Origin of the sequence: Kineosporia babensis (assembly GCF_021129305.1) — a bacterium.
Lineage (GTDB): Bacteria > Actinomycetota > Actinomycetes > Actinomycetales > Kineosporiaceae > Kineosporia > Kineosporia babensis.
Genome location: NZ_JAJOMB010000005.1, coordinates 349,547 through 367,532, shown reverse-complemented (window position 1 = coordinate 367,532; position 17,986 = coordinate 349,547). Strand labels below are relative to the sequence as shown.

The 17,986-nt window shown below is 69.3% G+C and carries 16 protein-coding genes and 1 pseudogene; 12 read left to right on the top strand and 5 right to left on the bottom strand.

Translation table 11 applies throughout. From position 1 onward, the window contains the following. Window positions 1-26 precede the first annotated feature (26 nt). From LR394_RS12635 to LR394_RS12615, 5 genes are all read left to right on the top strand, one after another. Window positions 27-1,442, top strand: a complete 1,416-nt coding sequence (locus tag LR394_RS12635; RefSeq protein ID WP_407937042.1) for a SulP family inorganic anion transporter — start codon at window positions 27-29, stop codon at window positions 1,440-1,442. 77 nt (window positions 1,443-1,519) lie between these two features. Continuing rightward, a complete protein-coding gene (locus LR394_RS12630; protein WP_231441257.1) occupies window positions 1,520-2,341 on the top strand; it encodes an SDR family oxidoreductase in 822 nt (273 codons plus the stop codon). 132 nt (window positions 2,342-2,473) lie between these two features. Beyond that, window positions 2,474-3,913: a glycoside hydrolase family 15 protein gene (locus tag LR394_RS12625; RefSeq protein ID WP_231441255.1), complete on the top strand. Its 1,440-nt coding sequence runs from the start codon at window positions 2,474-2,476 to the stop codon at window positions 3,911-3,913. A gap of 177 nt (window positions 3,914-4,090) precedes the next feature. Next, window positions 4,091-5,077, top strand: a complete 987-nt coding sequence (locus LR394_RS12620; protein ID WP_231441253.1) for a glycoside hydrolase family 26 protein — start codon at window positions 4,091-4,093, stop codon at window positions 5,075-5,077. A gap of 180 nt (window positions 5,078-5,257) precedes the next feature. After that, the gene (locus LR394_RS12615) at window positions 5,258-5,989 is read left to right on the top strand and encodes a SprT-like domain-containing protein (RefSeq protein ID WP_231441251.1); all 732 of its coding nucleotides are present in this window, start codon (window positions 5,258-5,260) and stop codon (window positions 5,987-5,989) included. 18 nt (window positions 5,990-6,007) lie between these two features. Here the strand turns inward: LR394_RS12615 and LR394_RS12610 are convergent, their stop codons facing one another. Together LR394_RS12610 and yaaA are read right to left on the bottom strand one after the other, a co-directional pair. After that, complete coding sequence (locus LR394_RS12610; protein ID WP_231441250.1) at window positions 6,008-8,314, bottom strand: putative bifunctional diguanylate cyclase/phosphodiesterase; 2,307 nt, start codon at window positions 8,312-8,314, stop codon at window positions 6,008-6,010. Between the two features lie 104 nt (window positions 8,315-8,418). Next, window positions 8,419-8,631: a S4 domain-containing protein YaaA gene (yaaA, locus tag LR394_RS12605; RefSeq protein ID WP_231441248.1), complete on the bottom strand. Its 213-nt coding sequence runs from the start codon at window positions 8,629-8,631 to the stop codon at window positions 8,419-8,421. A 9-nt stretch (window positions 8,632-8,640) separates the two neighbouring features. Here yaaA and LR394_RS43625 point away from each other — a divergent pair. From LR394_RS43625 to def, 3 genes and pseudogenes are all read left to right on the top strand, one after another. Further along, window positions 8,641-9,030, top strand: a pseudogene (locus LR394_RS43625) (DNA polymerase ligase N-terminal domain-containing protein); the annotation flags it as partial. 39 nt (window positions 9,031-9,069) lie between these two features. Further along, entirely contained in the window at window positions 9,070-9,279 is a 210-nt protein-coding gene (locus LR394_RS43620; RefSeq protein ID WP_407937041.1) for a hypervirulence associated TUDOR domain-containing protein, read from the top strand. Between the two features lie 13 nt (window positions 9,280-9,292). Then, the gene (def, locus tag LR394_RS12595; RefSeq protein ID WP_231441244.1) at window positions 9,293-9,802 is read left to right on the top strand and encodes a peptide deformylase; all 510 of its coding nucleotides are present in this window, start codon (window positions 9,293-9,295) and stop codon (window positions 9,800-9,802) included. A 247-nt stretch (window positions 9,803-10,049) separates the two neighbouring features. Here the strand turns inward: def and LR394_RS12590 are convergent, their stop codons facing one another. Both LR394_RS12590 and LR394_RS12585 read right to left on the bottom strand, forming a co-directional pair. Beyond that, window positions 10,050-10,259 (bottom strand): DUF397 domain-containing protein, encoded by a 210-nt coding sequence (locus tag LR394_RS12590; RefSeq protein ID WP_231441242.1) that lies wholly within the window; start codon window positions 10,257-10,259, stop codon window positions 10,050-10,052. Then, entirely contained in the window at window positions 10,210-11,166 is a 957-nt protein-coding gene (locus LR394_RS12585; RefSeq protein WP_231441240.1) for a helix-turn-helix domain-containing protein, read from the bottom strand. The genes LR394_RS12590 and LR394_RS12585 overlap by 50 nt, the downstream gene beginning before the upstream one ends. 304 nt (window positions 11,167-11,470) lie before the next feature. Here LR394_RS12585 and LR394_RS12580 point away from each other — a divergent pair, with 304 nt between their 5' ends. Then, a complete protein-coding gene (locus tag LR394_RS12580; RefSeq protein ID WP_231441238.1) occupies window positions 11,471-11,905 on the top strand; it encodes a hypothetical protein in 435 nt (144 codons plus the stop codon). 570 nt (window positions 11,906-12,475) lie between these two features. Here LR394_RS12580 and LR394_RS12575 read toward each other — a convergent pair. After that, the gene (locus tag LR394_RS12575) at window positions 12,476-14,617 is read right to left on the bottom strand and encodes a RecQ family ATP-dependent DNA helicase (protein ID WP_231441236.1); all 2,142 of its coding nucleotides are present in this window, start codon (window positions 14,615-14,617) and stop codon (window positions 12,476-12,478) included. Between the two features lie 126 nt (window positions 14,618-14,743). On the opposite strand from LR394_RS12575, the gene LR394_RS42900 reads away from it, so the two are divergent. From LR394_RS42900 to LR394_RS12560, 3 genes are all read left to right on the top strand, one after another. Continuing rightward, window positions 14,744-15,886 (top strand): GGDEF domain-containing protein, encoded by a 1,143-nt coding sequence (locus LR394_RS42900; protein WP_231441234.1) that lies wholly within the window; start codon window positions 14,744-14,746, stop codon window positions 15,884-15,886. A gap of 61 nt (window positions 15,887-15,947) precedes the next feature. Further along, window positions 15,948-16,844 (top strand): DegV family protein, encoded by an 897-nt coding sequence (locus LR394_RS12565; protein WP_231441232.1) that lies wholly within the window; start codon window positions 15,948-15,950, stop codon window positions 16,842-16,844. A 97-nt stretch (window positions 16,845-16,941) separates the two neighbouring features. After that, a complete protein-coding gene (locus tag LR394_RS12560; protein ID WP_231441230.1) occupies window positions 16,942-17,811 on the top strand; it encodes a ComEA family DNA-binding protein in 870 nt (289 codons plus the stop codon). The last annotated feature ends 175 nt before the right edge of the window (window positions 17,812-17,986 follow it).

The following is a 17,986-nucleotide window of genomic DNA, read 5'->3' as shown; positions in this document are numbered from 1 at the left end:
GTTCCTGGACCGTGCTGCGGGTGGAGATGCTGGCCGGTCTGGTCACCGCCTTCGCCCTGATCCCCGAGGTGATCTCGTTCTCGATCGTGGCCGGGCTGGACCCCCGGGTCGGCCTGTTCACCTCGTTCGTGATGGCGGTGGTGATCGCCTTCACCGGCGGGCGCCCGGCGATGGTGACCGCGGCGGCGGGCTCGACCGCGCTGGTGATCGCGCCGCTGGCCAAGGAGTACGGCCTGGACCACGTGGTCGCGGCGGTGCTGCTGGGCGGGACGATCCAGCTGGTGCTGGCCCTGCTGGGGGTGGCCCGGCTGATGCGGTTCATCCCGCGCAGCGTGATGATCGGCTTCGTCAACGCCCTGGCCATCCTGATCTTCAGCGCCCAGCTGCCGCACCTGTTCGACGTGCCGGTCGCGGTCTACCCGCTGCTGGTGGGCTCGATCGTGGTGATCGTGTTCGCCCCGCGCTTCGTCAAGGCGGTTCCGGCGCCGCTGATCTCGATCGTGGTGGTGACCGCGCTGGCGATCGGCCTGGGCCTGAACGTGCCGACCGTGGGGGACGAGGGGGCGCTGCCCGATGGCCTGCCGCTGCCCGGGATCCCGGACATCCCGTGGACCCTGCAGACGCTCACCACCATCCTGCCCTTCGCGCTCGGCCTGGCCCTGGTCGGCCTGCTGGAGACGCTGCTGACGGCCAAGCTGGTCGACGACATCACCGACACCGGCTCGGACAAGACCCGGGAGTCGGCCGGTCTGGGAGTGGCCAACCTGGCGGCCGGATTCTTCGGCGGGATGGGCGGTTGCGCGATGATCGGCCAGACCATGATCAACGTGCAGAACGGCGGCCGGCACCGGCTGAGCACCTTCATGGCCGGCGCCTGGTTGCTGATCCTGGTGCTGCTGCTCGGCCCGGTGGTGGCCGACATGCCGATGGTCGCGCTGGTGGCGGTGATGGTGGTGGTCGCGGCCACCACCTTCGACTGGCACAGCGTGGCACCGGCCACGCTGCGCCGGATGCCGCGCAGCGAGACCCTGGTCATGGTGGTCACCGTGGCCGTCACGGTGGCCACCGACAACCTGGCCTACGGTGTGATCATCGGGGTGATCACCGCCAGCGTGCTGTTCGCCCGCCGGGTTGCCCACCTGGTCAGCGTGACCGCTCAGGACGACCCGGACGCCCCCGAGGGCCCGGTGAAGAAGTACCAGGTGCACGGTCAGCTGTTCTTCGCCTCCAGCAACGACCTGGTGCACCAGTTCGACTACGCCGGGGATCCCGAGCGCGTGGTGATCGACCTGACCACGGCCCACATCTGGGACGCCTCGTCGGTGGCGGCGATGGACGCGATCACCACCAAGTACGCCGGGCGCGGCAAGCAGGTCACGATCGTCGGGATGAACCCGACCAGTGAGGCGATGCACGGTCGGCTGGCGGGCAAGCTCGGCTGATCGTTCCCGGCGCCGGTGGGGGCGGATCAGGCAGAATCCTGCCTGATCCGCCCCTACGTCTTCGGGAGGCCTCGAACATGATGGAGCACAACGATTTCCGGCCCCGCGCCGCGATCGTGACCGGCGCTCAGTCGGGCATCGGCAAGGCCACCGCGCTGGCTCTGGCCGCGGCGGGCCTGGATGTCGGGCTGACCTGGTTCGACGACGAGGCCGCGGCCCGCACGGTCGCCGCCTCGATCGAGGAGCAGGGACACCGGGCGCCGCTGGCCCGGCTGGACACCGGGGACCCGGGCTCGTGCGCCGGGGTGATCGAGGCACTGATCGGTGAGCTCGGTGGGGTCCAGGTGTTCGTGAACAACGCCGGAACGGGACAGACCACGCCGTTCCTGGAGATGGATCTGGACGACTGGCGGCGCGTGGTGGCGGTGGATCTGGACGGGGCGTTCGTCTGTCTGCAGACCGCAGCCCGGGCGATGGTGACGGCCGGGCGGGGTGGCCGGCTGATCGCGGTGACCAGCGTGCACCAGCATCAGCCGCGGGTCGGGGCGGCGGCGTACGACGCGGCCAAGGCCGGACTGGGAGCGCTGATCCAGACCGCCGCGCTGGAACTCGGTGAACACGGCATCACGGCCAACAGCGTTGCCCCGGGCGAGATCGCGACGGCGATGAACAAGGCCGAGGGCGTGGACCCGCACACGCAGCGCCGCCCCGGGGTTCCGCTGGGCCGTCCGGGCGATCCGCGGGAGGTGGCCGCAGTGATCGCCTTCCTGGCCTCGCCCGCAGCCAGCTACGTCACCGGGGCGTCCTGGCCGGTGGACGGCGGGATGCTCAACATGGGCCCGCAGGGCGGCTCGCACCTGACTTCGGACCAGTGGCGCAGGGTAGAGGGCGCCGGTTGAAAAGTGCCGAAAGTCACAAATCGTCAGGTCAGCTGAGTTCGGGAGGCAGCGGTCGGGGCCCGGCCGTTGCTCTTGGGTTACTGATCAGTCCCCGAACAAGTGCGAAGAACATCTGTAGTGCACAGTTGACACGTGAGTGTGCCGCTTCTGGCTTCCGAGTGTCCGGCCGACATGGATGTCGCGCAGCCCTCCGAGGAAGCGCGCCCAGTCCGCCGGCGTCGCCGCGACCGGCCGCTGCGGCTGCTCGCCGTGACTTCGGTGCTGCTGGTGATCAGCGGCCTGGTGGTCTGGCACGAGCAGCGGCAGGAGCACTCCGAGAACGCCGTACTGCGGCTGATGAGCCAGGTCGTGGCGATCGCGCCGGACGGCGAGCGGATCCTGATCCCGCCGGAGACCGATCCGGCGCAGGTGCAGTTCCATCCGGGAACCCGGGTGCTGACCGCGGATTCCGCGGCCGTCCTGACTCGCACCACGGTCTCGGTGGACGACGTCGCCCGGTCCGAGGAGCTGGCCGCCCAGCAGCGAGAATGGCTGGAGTCCGGGGTGATCCCGGGCCAGGGCGGCCCCTATGAGGACATGGTCCGCACCGCACTGCTCGACATTCACACCCACCTGCTGGACAACGGGGCGATGCTGGCCGGCTGGGCCGGTCCCTGGCGTTACGTCTGGCCGCGCGACGCATCGTTCGCGGCGGTCGCGCTGGCCGGCACCGGTCATCCGGACGACGCCCTGCGGATCCTGGAGTTCCTGCAACGGCAACAACCTGAGGACGGGGTGTTCGAGGCCCGCTATCGACCGGACGAGGGCGGGGTACCCGACGATCGCGGCAAGCAGAACGACGGCGTCGGCTGGGTGCTGTGGGCGGCGGTGGAACTGCTCGACACGCTTCCCGAGGCGGAGGCCGAACAGGTGCTGACCCGGCTGCGGCCGACGATCGACGCATCTACCGATGCGCTGCTGCGGCTCACCGACGGGCCGGACGCGTTACCGCCGCACTCGCAGGACTACTGGGAAGTGTCCATGTACCGGCTGAGTCTGGGCACGGCCGCGCCGATCGCGCTGGGGCTGCGTTCGGCCGCGGAGCTTCAGGAACGGCTGGGAGCGCGCACCACCGCCCGATCCGCCGCGGTGCGGGCCAAGAAGCTCGAGCAGAGCATCGACGTCCGGTACGGCGCCTACGGGTACCCGCGGGAACTCGGCGGGCATCAGCGTGACGCGTCGGTCGCTTTCCTGCTTCCGCCGTTCACGGCCAAGGCGCGCAAGCCGGTCGTCCAGGCCTGGGAGCGGGCGGCGCTGGGGATGAGCCGCATCTCCGGAGGGCTGGCCCCTGGCGTGGGGTGGCGAAACGACGGGGTCAGCTGGTCGCCCCAGACGTCGTTGTTCGCCCTGACTGCCGCTGCGATCGGCGACACAGAACGGGCGACGGCCTGGATGAGCTGGCTGAGCGATCACCGCACCGCGTTCGGGTCGATCCCGGAAAAGGTGCTCAGCAACGGTGAACCGGCCTTTCCGGCCCCACTCACCTGGTCGGACGCGCTCGTGGTGCTGGCCGCCGCCGAGCTGCCGAACTGAACATCTGCTTTTGACCAGGAGGAACTCGGCCGACTGGGGGACACGCGAGCCTCAGTAGTCACGCAGCGGAGTGCTACGTTCACGTCAAGTAGCCAATCGGGTTCTGTGTGCCTCGGGGATGTCGTGAAAACCAGACGCTGGGTTCGGTCCGGACTTGTCACTTCGATCGGTCTGGGGATGGCCGCCGCCCTGGCCGTCACCACCCTGACCGCGGGGACAGCCCCGCCGGCCACCGCCGCGACGCCGCCCAAGCTGCCACGCAAGCTCTCGGGCATGGCCTGGGCCAGCGGCGCGTACATGCCCGAGTACGTTCCCTCGGCGCAGGCCGACTTCGGCAAGCAACGCGGGGCCCGCTCGGACGTGGCCGTGACGTACTCCGGCCGGGCCAACTGGGGCGAGATCTCCAGCCCGACCTGGCTGTGGCACACCTGGAAGGACGCCCGGCAGACCCTGGTGATCAGCAGTGCACCGTTCCCGGAGGTCGGGGGCTACTCGCTGGCCGCCTGCGCCCGGGGCAAGTACAACAAGTACTGGCGCACGTTCGGCGAGAACGCCGCCCGTTCCGGCATGGCCAACCGCACCGTCGTGCGCCTGGCCTGGGAGTTCAACGGCACCTGGGTGGCCTGGGCGGCCTACAACCCGGTGCACTTCGTGAAGTGCTGGCGGCACGTGGTCGGCTCGGCCGAGTCGAAGGCCCCCGGGCTGCGCTGGGACTGGTCGGTGAACCGGGGGATCGGCGATGCCCTGAGCGACGCCACCCGGGCCTGGCCGGGTAAGAAGTACGTGGACTACGTGGGCATCGACAGTTACGACGGCTACCCGGCGGTGACCACCAAGGCCGGCTGGGACAAGCAGCTGAACGGCAACCAGGGGTTGCGCTACTGGGCCCGGTTCGCCAAGCGCAAGGGCAAGCGGCTGAGCATGGCCGAGTGGGGGCTGTACCCCGGGTACGCCTGGAAGGGCAACGGCGGTGGGGACAACGCCAACTACATGAAGAAGATGTTCGGCTTCTTCCGGGAGAACCGGGCGAACCTCGCGTACGAGGCGTACTTCAACTCCCCGGACCCGGCCCACGCCGGTGCACTCAGCCTGAACCCGAAGGCCCGCGCGGAGTACCGCAAACAGGTCCGCTCCGCGATCCGGCTGGCCCAGGTGAAGAAGTGATCCTGCAGCTTTCGCAGCGTATTGTGCGCTCGATTGCCTCCAGTTGAAAAGTCGTGGCAGACAGTGATGTTCGCCGCTGGAAGAACTTTTCCACAGAATCGCCTGGCGCGGCCCAAGTTGTCGGTGGGTACGCCTAGTCTCATCTCCACCTGAGAGGAACGTCGGTAGGGAGCGGCAAGGGTGGAGCTCATCCAGGCGCGGGCACTCGCGGTCGGGCTCATGCGGCATCACGGGCTTTCCGACTGGCGCCTTGTCTTCGACAACGCCAAGACCAGGGCCGGCATCTGCCGGGCCGAACCCCGGGAGATCGGGCTGAGCCGGGTCCTGGCCCAGTTGCACAGCAGGGCCGAGGTCACCGAGACGGTGTTGCACGAGATCGCGCACGCACAGGTCGGCCCGCACCACGGGCACGACGAGGTATGGCAGGCCCGGGCCCGGGCGATCGGCTGCTCGGGCACCCGGTGCCTGCCGGTCGACGCGCCCCGCCCACCCGGGCCGTGGAAGGGCACCTGCGCCCGTGGGCACTCGATCACCCGGCACCGCCAGCCGGTCCGGGTGCAGTCCTGTGGGGAATGCTCACGCACCTTCGATCCGGACGCGTTGCTGGACTGGACGCGCAACGGCGAGGTGGTGCCGATGCACCCCAGCTACGTGGCCGAGCGGCGCTGGATCGCGGCCCGGGTCCGGGCCCGGCCCGAGCCGGCGGTGGCGGCCCGCGGGGCGATTCCCGAACCGGCCGTCACCGGGCGCGACGCTGCCCTGTTCCCGATCGGTACCCGGGTCCGGCTGATCTGCCCGGGCAAGTACTCGGGGGCGCTCGGCAAGGTGGTCAAGATCGGCCGCACCCGGTACCACGTCCAGGTCCGGCGGCAGCTGCTCACCGTGCCGTTCGCCCAGGTGGAACGCTACTGAGCGGCCTGCGTAGGCCGGTCAGGAGAAGGGCGCCACGGCCCGGTAGGAGACGAGATCGGCGGAGCCGCCCAGCTCGTTCGTCGGACGGGTGAGCAGGTCGTGCACGCCGTTCTCGTCCACCGGCCGGGACCAGTAGTAGCCCTGGCCGATCGGGCACCGCACCTGGCGCAGCCAGGCCGCCTGCTCGGCCACCTCCACCCCCTCGGCCACGGTCGAGAGGTTCATCGTGTGGCTCATCGAGATGATCGCCTCGGTCACGCTGGCGCCCTGGGCGTCCGAGGCCACCCGGTCGATGAACGACTTGTCCACCTTCAGCACGTCGATCGGCAGCTCGGTCAGGTAGGCCAGCGAGCTGTACCCGGTGCCGAAGTCGTCGATCGCCACCCGGATCCCCCGGTCCCGCAGCTGCGAAAGCCGCGGGACGACGTCCTCAAGATCCTGCAGCACCACGCTCTCGGTGATCTCCAGGGTCAGCCGGTCGGCGCTCAGGCCGGACTCCGACAGCGCCCGGTTCACCTGTTCCACGAAATCGGTGCGCACCAGCTGCTGGGCCGAGATGTTGACCGACATGGTCGGGCGCCGCCAGTCGTTCTGCAGCACCGCGGCGAACCGGCAGGCCTGGAACAGCACCCAGGTGTTCAGCTGCACCACCAGCCCGGTCTCCTCGGCCATCGGCACGAACGAAGCGGGGGAGAGCAGCCCGCGCACCGGGTGCTGCCAGCGCACCAGGGCCTCGAAACCGGTGATCCGCCCGGTCTCCAGCTCGACCGTGGGCTGGTAGTGCAGCACCAGTTCGTTCTGGAAGATCGCCCGCTGCAGATCGGCCCGCAGCTCCAGCCGGTCCAGCGCCTCGGCGTGCAGCCGGGAGTCGTACGCGGCCACCGTCGAGGGGCCGCGATCCTTGGCCGAGTACATCGCCACGTCGGCGTTACGCAGCGCCTCTTCGCTGCTGATCTCGCCGGGGACCGCCTCGGCCAGCCCGATGCTCGCGGTCACCGGCATCCGGGTGCCGTCCAGCACGATCGGCTCGGCCACCAGCCGGAGGAGCCGGTCGGCCAGGTCCTCGGCGTCGCGCAGGCTCGCGCCCTCCATCAGCACCGCGAACTCGTCGCCGCCCAGCCGGGCCGCGGTGTCACCGGCCCGGGTCGCGGTCCGGATCCGGCGGCCGACCGCCTCCAGCACCCGGTCGCCGGTGCCGTGGCCGAGCCGGTCGTTGATCTGCTTGAAGTCGTCCAGGTCGACGAACAGCACCACCAGCGGCTGGGCGGTGCCGGCCCGCCGGGCCAGGGCGTGCGAGAGCCGGTCGGCGAACAGCTGACGGTTCGCCAGGCCGGTCAGCGAATCGTGAAAAGCCTGGTGGGTGAGCCGTTCCTCGAGGGCCTGGCGCTCGGTGACGTCACGGAAAGTCAGGACGAATCCGCCCACCACGTGCTCGTGCAGCAGGTTGGCCAGCATGCCCTCGACCACCAGCATCCGGCCGTCGGCGTGGCGCATCCAGAGCTTGACCGCCGCGTCCGCCCCGGGCTTGAGCGTGACCAGCAGATGCACCAGCCGGTTCACGTCCTCGGGCTGCAGCAGGGCGGACAGCCGGGTGCCGGTGAGCTCGGCCGCGCTCACCCCGAGCACGGCCCGGGCCGACGGGCTGACGAAGCTGGTCCGGGTGTCCAGGTCGAACACGGTGACCACGTCGGTGCCGTTCTGCACCAGCGCGAGCAACCGCTGTTCACTGGCGCTCAAGGCCTCCTGCGCGGTGACCGCCTGCTGCAGGGCGCGGTGGCGTTGCACCAGCCGGCGGAACCAGATGAACCAGCCGATCGAGACCACCACCAGCAGGCCCGCGTAGATCAGCTGGGCCTGGCGGTCGAGCCGGCGGTGGCGGTCGGCGAGTTCGGAGCCGAGGGCCCGGGCCTGCCCGGAGAGTGCGGCCAGCCGCTCGGTGTCACCCGGGGCAGCCGCCAGGTCGTTGATCGCCTGACGGGTGCCGGCCAGGTCGTCCTGACCCAGCCCGGCGTCGGCGAGCTGGTCGAGCGAGCGCTTGGTCTGCGGCACGAGCTGGGTGATCACCAGATCGGCCTGGGCCCCGGCCCGGTCCGCGTCGGCCGAGCGGCTGAGGGCGCTGATCGTGCCGGCCACCTGCTGTTCGAGGGCGGCCTGGCGGACCTGCTGGCGCTGCACCGGCTCGTCGCGCTTGTACACCCCCACCAGCAGGGCGAACTCGGCCAGCACCAGAGCCACGGTGAAGACGAAGGTGACGGTGATCCGCAGCGGCGAGATGCTGGGCGCGGTTTCGGTCGGCTGGCTGTGCTGCGGTTCGTCCTGGGTCACACCTGAGCTCCCTCCCCGTCGAGCAGGGATCGGCTCTCCGGGGTGGGACCTTGAGCCTGGACCGGCCCTCCTCAGGCGCGCTGCAGGCGTTGCTCAGGTGCTGCTCAGGCCTGGACGACCTGCCAGCTGACCGAAGCGGTGGTGACCACGTCACCCGGGCGGAGCTTGCGGCCCCGGCGGGTCTCGGGCTCACCGTTCACGTCGACGTCGCCGGAGGCGATCATGAGCTTGGCGTCACCGCCGGTCCCGATCGCCCCGGCCAGCTTGAGGAACGAACCGAGCTGGATGTACTCGTCACTGATCTCGACTTCAACCACGGGCCCATGATGCAGGCACAGTGGGGGACGCCCCAAAATCGGAGGGTGGAGACTCCGGTGCGGCGAGCGTCCTTTGTTCTGCATGACCATCGAGTGCCCCGGCCGCACTTCGATCTGCGGCTGGAACAGGACGGCGTGCTGAAGTCGTGGGCGGTGCCGCGTGGGCTGCCGGACTCGCCGACCCGTAACCGGCTGGCGGTGCAGGTGCCGGACCACGACCTGGACCACCTCACCTACACGGACGAGAACAAGTTCATCGCTGACATCGGCTGGTGGGAGGAAGAGGACCGTACCGACCGACGGTTCGTCTTCGTGCTGCACGGCCGGGAGAGCTCGCTCCGGTATGCCCTGATCCGCACGGACACCGACTGGCTGCTGCACCGGACCAAGGAACAGCCGCGAGTCGCGGGTGCCCCGGGCCCGGGCCAGGCTGCGCAGATGCCGCAGCTCAAGGTGGGGGACAAGGTCTCCTGGAACACGCCCCAGGGAACCACGCACGGAGTGGTGAAAGAGATCAGGAAGAAAGACTTTCAGCTGGCCGGGCAGAAGTTCACGGCGAGCCCGGACGAGCCGACGTACGTGGTCGAGAGCGAGAAGAGCGGTCACCGGGCGGCGCATCAGGAACAGGCTCTGACCCGGCATTCCTGAGTATCTTGGTCCGGTGGCGAAACGGAAGACGAAGCGCTCACCGAAGCCGGCCCCGATCCGTCAGTACGGTGACCCGGTTCTGCGAACGAAAGCCGACCCGGTGACGATGTTCGACGATGCCCTCGCGCAGACGGTCGAACTGATGTTCGCGTCGATGTACGAGGCTCGTGGGGTAGGGCTGGCGGCCAACCAGATCGGGCTCAGCCACTCGCTCTTCGTGATGGACTGCGAAGGTGTGGTCGCCGTGGTCGCCAACCCCCGCGTCACTGATCTGTCCGAGGAGACGGCGATCGGGCCGGAGGGATGCCTTTCCGTCTCCGGACACAACTATCCGACGTCGCGGGCGGTGCGGGCCACCGTGGTGGGGCAGGATCAGACCGGGGCACCGATCGAGATCACGGGTGAAGGCGAAGTGGCGCGCTGCCTACAGCACGAGACGGATCACCTGAACGGCAAGGTTTACCTGGATCGGCTTTCCGGTGAGGTACGGCGGCAGGCCCGCCAGGAGGTCGAGACCGTCTGATCAGGTCGAGAGCCTCTGATCGGAAAGATCTTCACCGGCCGATCTCAAAACCGGTGGGTAGAAGAAAATCCCGGTTGCTCGTGGGGTTGTCGAATAGATGGTTCGTTTCATAGGGATGAAAATTCTGGTCACTCGGCCAGTAATTCTTTTCGGAATTCGGCTGGCGGCGGAGGCCGGCGAGTTCCGCGCGGGTTTCGCCGGCCTCCGGATCAGATCGGGCTCCTCATGGTCGAAGAGTTCAGGACGGTCAGATGTCGAACTCGCCGTCCTGGGCCCCGCCCACGAACGCCTGCCACTCGGCGCGAGTGAAGGCGAACGGTGCGACATCTGGGTTCTTGCTGTCGCGCAGGAGAACTTGACCCGTGCTGGGCAGCAGGTTCGTGGCTACCTCGACACACGCGCCGCCGTTACCGCTGCGGCTGCTCTTGAACCATTCGGGAGTGATGTTCTCCGTCACTGTGCAATCCTTCCAGGAAGGTGGTGATGACCGAGCGACTGGCGCCTGGGTCGAGCGCATTGAGCAGAACATCTGACCAGACCAGTCGGTAACTGTGGACCTCCGCCGGTTTGGTGAGATACATGGCGCCAGTCAGCGAGTCAGAATACGCCATTGGTGGTTCCAGAGGCTCGTCCGTGATCGGGTCGCGAGGGAAATGCAGAAGAATGAACGAGCCGCTTGCCATGCCGCCATGCATTCCTGCCGACAAGGGAACGATGCGTAGTTCGACGTTCGCCCTTTGTGTGACGTCGAGAAGATGCTGGAACTGCTCGCGGGCCAGGGCCCGGCCCATCCGGCTGAGCCGGTACAGCGCGGCCTCGCAGATCGCCACCTCCAGGCGGGGTGCCATCGGCCGGGTCAGCAGGCTCTGGCGCTCCAGCCGGGCCTGGACCCGGCGGACCGCCTCGCCCTCGTCGAGGAAGCCGGGCGGGACCTGCATGACCCGCTCGGCATAGCTCTGGGTCTGCAGCAGGCCGGGGATGAGTTCCTGCTCGTAGTACTGGATGACGGCCGCCGAGTCCTCCAGGGAGACGTACATGGCGAACCAGGGCGGCAGCGAGGTCTCGGTGTAGTCGTGCCACCAGGACTTGCGCGGGCCGAGCCGGGTCTCTGCGGTGAGCGCCATCAGTACCTCGCGGTCGGTGGCGCAGGCGCCGTACTGATCGAGCATGTGGCGGACCTGGACGTCGCGGAACTTCACGCCGTCGTTGCCGTTCTCCATCCGGATCAGCGTGGACTTGCTCAGCTCGACCCGCTCGGCGGCCTGGTCCTGGGTGAGACCGGCCTGGATGCGCAGCCGCTCGAAGTGTCGCCCGATGTGGCGACGCAGCAGGGCTATTCCGATGGCTCCGGCCGGTTCAGCCATGGTGCTAGACCTTTCCATCTGATTTTTCTTGTCAGGCAATTGAACACTATCTACTGGCGGGTTCGTTGTTCTGGCCGGAATTTGCTCAAACTTTTTCAGCAAACCGCTTCTGATAGTTGTCAATTCGCCGCAGGAGGAGTTAGATGCACGTCATCTCGAGAACCGGGAGCTGAACCGACGTGCGGCACCGTGAGAGAGGCCTAGTGTGGTGGAAGATGCAGAGGCGCATGTTCCTGAAGTGAAGGCTGGTTCGGGATCGTCTTCCGGGGCGCGAGAATTCGCTTCTGCCCCACCTGGTCCTGCCGTGCCTGTTCCTGATCGGCCGGTTGGCGGGGTCGAAGGTATTCCGCAGCAGGTCGCGCGGGGTGCCGGGTGGGGTCTGCGTTCGCCCGGTCTCGTCCCGCGCATCCTGGATCCGTGGCCCGGCGGGGAAACGGTCGAGTGGGTCGGCCGCTTCCGGATCGATCTGCTCAACGGCCGGGGCTGGCCGGCGCCGCCTGCGGAGATCGAGGTGCGGCGCGAAACCGTGCATCTGAAGCATGAACTGGTCGAGGTGGCGGTGATGCCGCGCCGGTCGTTCGCGGTCTGGCTGGCTGAGGCGGCCGAGGTTGCCGTGCGGCCGCTGGCGGCGGGAAGCGTGGTCTGGGCGCTGGACCTGGGGGCGCTGCTGCTGACGGTGGGTTGCGCGCGTTACCGATTGACGGATGAGTCCCGGCGGCAGGTTGTGCTGTTGGTCTGAGTCTCGGACCGGGCGGGCCGGAAACGGTGAATCGGCTTGGTGCGATGGCCCAGTGGATCGACTTGCCTGGGGTCGATCAACTGGAGTGAATCAGCAGGGCGGGTTGGGTGCCCGATGCGGCGGATTCTTGGTCGATGGTGGTGCGTTGCCTTTCGCGACATGGTCTGATTTCTTTTTCTTGGCAGGAGCTTTCGTGTGATGGGAGGGTGGTCCGGATGCTGCTGGGAGTCTGGCCCGCTCTGTAGGATCGGGGCACCGGCTGCTCGGCCACTGTCGGGCTGGTTCCGGCCTGGCTCACGGCATCGACGTTGAAGGACGGCTCCTGTGGCTGGTGACTGTCATGGGCGTCGCCGCACCGAAACGTCCTCTGCTGTTGAATCTTTACTGCTGTTGCACCGCTTTACCGCCACGTGGAACGGCGGCCCCTGATCGGCTCGGTCCTCGCCGACGCGCTTCCCTCCGCGCGTTCGTCCCCTCCCCGGGGGTGGCGAGGACCGAGCCTTCCTTCGTTCGGCGGACCGTTGGCCTTCGGACGGAGCCGAGCGTCTTATCTCCTCATTTCATGGCGGGTTAGTTCGTGGCGAGCACCAGGGGGTAGACCGCGCTGGCCCCGGCCTGACGCAGTTGCCGGGCCGCCACTGTCAGCGTCCACCCGGTGATCGTGCGGTCGTCGATCAGCAGCACCGGTGCGCCATCAATCGCCGGCCCACCGGGTTCGGGGGTGAAGGTGTAGCGGCCGGCCACGGCCCGTACCCGCTGGGCCGAGTTGGCCGCGCCCTCGTTCGGCGGCACCGACCGGTCCGGCACGAGCCGGGCCGAGACCGGCAGCCGCAGATACTTGGAAAGGCCCTCGGCCAGGTGACGCACCAGGTGCGGCCGGGAGAGCGACTCGATCACCACGATGCTCTGCGGCTGCTCGGGGATCTCCCAGTGCTCGAGCACCGCCACGATCGCGTGCCGTAGCGGAACCGGAACTTCGCCGTCGGGTGAGTCCGGATGGAAGAGCTCCCGCAGTTGCGCACCCCAGCCCAGGTCGGTGACACCGGCGATGGCCCGCCCCGGCCCGGCCTGCTCACCCGGAGGAATCCGGCCCTTCAGCGCGACCCCCACCTCGGACAGGCCGTTGGGCCACTGCTTACGGGGGTCCACCGGCACGCCGGGCCGGTCCAGCACCTGGCCGGCCGACTGCACATCGGCCTCGGCCACCTGAAGGTCGAGTTGGACCCCGCCGCACCGGTCGCAGCGGCCGCAGGGCGCCGCCGCGTCGTCGTCGAGGGTGCGCCGCAGGAACTGCATGCGGCAGTGCGGCGTGTGCACGTAGTCGAGCATCGACTGCTCTTCGGTGCGGCGGGCGGCCCGCACCCGTTCGTAGCGGTCCTCGTCGTACTGCCAGGGCCGGCCGGTGCTGACCCAGCCGCCGCGCACCCGCTGCACGGCGCCGTCCACGTCCAGCACCTTCAGCATCATCTCCAGCCGGGTGCGGTTCAGGTCGACCCGGGTCTCCAGCAGCTGGGTGGACATCGCGCCCTCCCGGTCGGCCAGCGCCTCCAGCGTGGCGCGCACCTGGTGCTCGGCCGGGAAGGCCAGGCCGGCGAAGTAGTTCCACACCTCGCGGTCCTCCCGGCCGGGCAGCAGCACCACGGTGGCCTGGGACAGGCCACGCCCGGCCCGGCCGACCTGCTGGTAGTAGGCGATCGGGGAGGGCGGCGCGCCCAGGTGGATGACGAAGCCGAGGTCCGGCTTGTCGAAGCCCATGCCCAGGGCCGAGGTGGCGACCAGCGCCTTGACCCGGTTGCCCAGCAGGTCGGACTCGGCCGCCCGGCGCTGCGTCTCCTCGGTCTGGCCGGAGTAGGCGGCGACCTCGTAACCGGCCTGCCGCAGATGCTCGCTGACCTGGTCGGTGGCGGCCACGGTGAGGCAGTAGATGATCCCCGACCCGGGCAGCGTCCGCAGGTTCTGGGCGAGCCAGGCCAGGCGCTGCGCCGGGTTCGCCAGCTCGACCACGGCCAGGTGCAGCGAGGCCCGGTCCAGCGTGCCGCGCAGCACCAGCACGTCGTCCAGAGTCGAGGTTCCGGTGACCGACAACTGCTCGGCGACGTCGGACGTCACCCGTTGGTTCGCGGTTGCCGTCGTGGCCAGGACCGGGATGCCGGCGGGCAGTTCGGCCAGCAGCGTGCGGATCCGCCGGTAGTCCGGCCGGAAGTCGTGCCCCCAGTCGGAGACGCAGTGCGCCTCGTCGATCACCACCAGGCCGGTCGCCGCGGTCAGCCGGGGCAGCGCCCGTTCACGGAAGTCGGGATTGTTCAGCCGCTCCGGCGACACCAGCAGCACGTCGACCTCGCCGGCCTCGATCGAGCGGTAGACCTCGGCCCACTCGTCCAGGTTGGAGGAGTTGACCGTGACCGCCCGGATCCCGGCCCGCTCGGCGGCGGCTATCTGGTTACGCATCAGCGCCAGCAACGGGGAGATGATGATGGTCGGCCCGGCCCCGGCCGCCCGCAGCAGAGCGGTGGCCACGAAGTACACCGCGGACTTGCCCCAGCCGGTGCGCTGCACCACCAGGGCCCGCCGGTGATCGACCACCAGCGCCTCGATCGCCGACCACTGGTCTTCGTGCAGTGTGGCCTGCGGGGAGCCGACCAGCCCGCGCAGTGCCTCTTCGGCGCGGGCGCGGACCTCGTGGTTGCGGGTGGCGGTGGGTGTTGTCGTCACGGCATCGAGACTCCCACGCACCCCCGACAGTTCTGAACCGCCGGACCCGCGCCTGTGGACAAAGGAGCGTTCGTACGGGCCGGGAGACGTCTCAAGCGGACACCGTCGCCGACCGATCTTTTCCTGGTGAGTCCTGCCTACCTCGCGCCCAAAGCCGGCGACGCCACCAGCCTCGGCCTGCCTCGTCTGTGCCTCGGCTTCGCGGTCATCCACGCCGTCAGCGCCGTGCTCGGCCTGTTCATGGATGTCGGCGGCTACCGCGGGGCCCTGATCGCCGTCGACGGCGTCTGCGCGGTGCTCTTCGTGCTGATCGGCTTCCTCGCCTCGACCCGTCGGCTGCCCGGCTGGCGCCGGGAGACCGCGGCGGCCGTGGTGCCGATCATCGCGGCCAGCGCGGCCTGTGCCCGGGCCGGGCTGATCGACCAGTACTGGCCGGCCGCCGAGCTGATCCTCGCCGCCGCGGCGGCCTGCGTGGTCACCGCGCGGAACTGGTTCTGGGCGGTTCTGGCGGCCTGCGGTGCGCTCTGGGCGGGTTGCGTGGTCACCGCGGTCGGCCGGGGCAACTTCACCGTCGACGAGGCCGCCCGCTGGGGAAACATGCTGCTGCTGGTGGCCGCGGCGGGAGTGCTCGCCGCCGCCGTCCGCCGGGCCCGCACCAGCGCCGCGATGGCCCTGGTGGACGCGCATCGTCAGGTCATGGAGCAGTCGGTCAAGGACCCGCTGACCGGGGTGGCCAACCGCAAGGGCCTGGAACTGGTGGCCCGCCCGATGATCGACCTGGCCCGGCGGCAGGGACACGCGGTGCACGCGCTGGTCGTGGACGTGGACACGCTGCGCGGGATCAACGAGGAACACGGCATCCGGGACGGCGACAAGGTGCTGGTGGCGGTGGCGGAGGCGCTCGGGGCGGCCACCCGGGCCACCGACATCGTGGCTCGCTGGGCCGGGGACGAGTTCGTCATGATCGGCCCGGGCACGGGTACGTCGCCGCTGGAGATGGAGCGGCGGATCCGGTCCCACCTGGGGGAGAAGGTCGATCTGCCGCGTGACATCTGGCAGGGCCGGGTCAGTGCCGGGATCGCGACGCTGGTGCCCTGGGACGCCGACGACCTCGAAGGACTGCTGGAACGCGCCATCCAGGACCTGTCGCTGCGCCGTTCGCTGAAGCGCCGGGCCGCGGCCCGGATGAAGGAAGAGGACGAGACACCGGCCAGCGTCCCCTCCCCGGAGGTGCGCGAGAGCGCCGGCAAACCGGAACCGGAAGCCTGATCACCAGAAGATCGCCGGGCGGCCTGCCGGTTCGCCGGCATCCGCGCTAGCCTCGGCAACCATGGCCGGTTCCGTTGCCGTTGTCACCGATTCCACTGCCTACCTGCCGGCTGCGATGGCGGCCGAGCTCGGTGTCACGGTGGTTCCTTTGCAGGTAGTCGTGGGCGGAGTCGCCCGTCCGGAGGACATCGGCTCGGGCACCGAGATCACCTTCGGCGCGGACGAAGTGGTGGCGGCCCTGCGTGCAGACAAACCGGTCACCACCTCCCGACCGTCTCCGCAGGTGTTCATCGACACGTATCGGCGGCTCCAGGCCCGTGGTCACCGGGCGGTGGTGTCGGTGCACATCTCCGGGGACATGTCGGGCACGGTGGCGGCGGCCCGGCTCGCAGCTTCGGAGGTCGCCGCTGAGGGGCTGACGGTCGAGGTGGTCGACTCGCGGTCGCTGGGGATGGGGCTCGGCTTCGGGGTCCAGGCGGCGGCGCAGGCGGCCGCGGCCGGAGCCGAGGTGGAGGACGTCGCCCGGCTCGCCTCTCGGCGCTCGCTGAACAGTTCTATCTACATCTACGCCGACACGCTGGAGTTCCTGCGCCGTGGTGGGCGGATCGGGGCAGCCACGGCCTGGCTGGGCTCCGCGCTCACCATCAAACCGGTGCTCGCCCTGGCCGACGGACGACTCGAGCCGCTGGAGCGGGTTCGTACCACGCAGCGTGCTCTGACCAGGCTGTTCGAGCTCACGGTGGCCGAGGTGACCGGGCCCGACGAAACCGGTGACGGGGTGGGAACCTCGGTCGCCATTCATCACCTGCGCGCCCCCGAACGCGCCGGTGAACTGGCCGGTCTCCTGCATGAACGGCTGCCCGGGCTGGGTGAGGTCCCGGTGGCCGAAGTCGGGCCGGTGATCGGCGCTCATGTCGGACCGGGGGCAGTGGGCGTGGTCGTCGCCCGCGACGTCTGAGATCTCCCGCGCCCGACTGACGTACACGAGGGCTGGTTTATCCACAGTTCCTTTTTCTGGCTGGGTTTCGGGTGGCCGGGCTGTCTAACGTCGGTTCATGCGATCCGAGCGTGAGAGTGACGAACCCGCAGGAGTTCTCGATGCTCCGGGGGAGCCCGAGGAGTTCGCGACCTGGCCGCGCGACTGGTCGAGCGGGGGTAGCAGGGACGATGAGCAGGCCCTGCGTGAGCTTCGGGAAGGGTTGATCCGGGGCCGGGTTCCGGGCGGAGCCCGCTGGGAGGTGCCGGTTCGGGCTGCGGTCGCGGCGGGGGTCGCGGCTCTGGCCGTGGTGGCCGTTGTGGTCGTGCTGGCGTTACGCCCCAGCGATGACGGCACTGCGATCGGTGAAACTTCGTCGCTGGTAAGTACTTCAGAGGCGGTCCCGGAGGATTCGCCAACGCCGGTTCCCCAGGCGACGCCGCAGGCCGGATCCTCGTCGGCGCAGCCTGCTGTTGCGGACGGCGCTGCACAGGCCCGGGTGCATGTGGTCGGTCAGGTGCGCAGCCCAGGGGTGGTAGCGCTGGGGTTGGACGCCCGGGTGCAGGACGCGATCGAGGCGGCCGGGGGAGCGACTCCGAAGGCTGATCTGGCACGGATCAATCTGGCCCGCAAAGTGGTTGACGGTGAGCGAATTCTGGTTCCCAAGCCGGGGCAGAAGATTCCCGACGAAGTTGCGGTGGGGCCCGATCCGGGGACCGGTTCGGCCGGCGGTGGTGCCTCGGGCGCCGGATCCGGGGCGCCGGTGGATCTGAACACGGCCACGGTTGCTCAGCTGGACGAATTGCCTGGTGTGGGGCCGGTGCTGGCTGGGCGGATCGTCGAGTGGCGTGAGAGCAACGGCAGATTCACCACGGTCGACGATCTCAACGAGGTGTCCGGCATCGGTGACACGACCATGGAGAAGCTGCGACCACTGGTCCGGGTGTGATCCGCAGAGGGGGTGATGTGGTGAGGGCCGGAGAGCGGTCGGAACGACGGGCTGGGCCGGGTTTGCGGGGTTGGCGCAGGTCGCGGGGTGAATCCGGCAGAGCAGGACCTTTGGACGGGTCACAGGAGCAGGGTTTCTGGGCTGACGTACGGCGGTGGTCGGGTGGGAACGGCAA

Excerpts from the sequence above, each read along its gene's own strand:
- LR394_RS12630 (WP_231441257.1), top strand. The coding sequence starts at position 1,520 with ATGATGGAGCACAACGATTTCCGGCCCCGCGCCGCGATCGTGACCGGC.
- LR394_RS12565 (WP_231441232.1), top strand. The coding sequence starts at position 15,948 with ATGGCCGGTTCCGTTGCCGTTGTCACCGATTCCACTGCCTACCTGCCG.
- LR394_RS12585 (WP_231441240.1), bottom strand. The coding sequence starts at position 11,166 with ATGGCTGAACCGGCCGGAGCCATCGGAATAGCCCTGCTGCGTCGCCAC.
- LR394_RS12620 (WP_231441253.1), top strand. The coding sequence starts at position 4,091 with ATGGCCGCCGCCCTGGCCGTCACCACCCTGACCGCGGGGACAGCCCCG.
- LR394_RS12560 (WP_231441230.1), top strand. The coding sequence starts at position 16,942 with ATGCGATCCGAGCGTGAGAGTGACGAACCCGCAGGAGTTCTCGATGCT.
- LR394_RS12635 (WP_407937042.1), top strand. The coding sequence starts at position 27 with ATGCTGGCCGGTCTGGTCACCGCCTTCGCCCTGATCCCCGAGGTGATC.
- LR394_RS43620 (WP_407937041.1), top strand. The coding sequence starts at position 9,070 with ATGCCGCAGCTCAAGGTGGGGGACAAGGTCTCCTGGAACACGCCCCAG.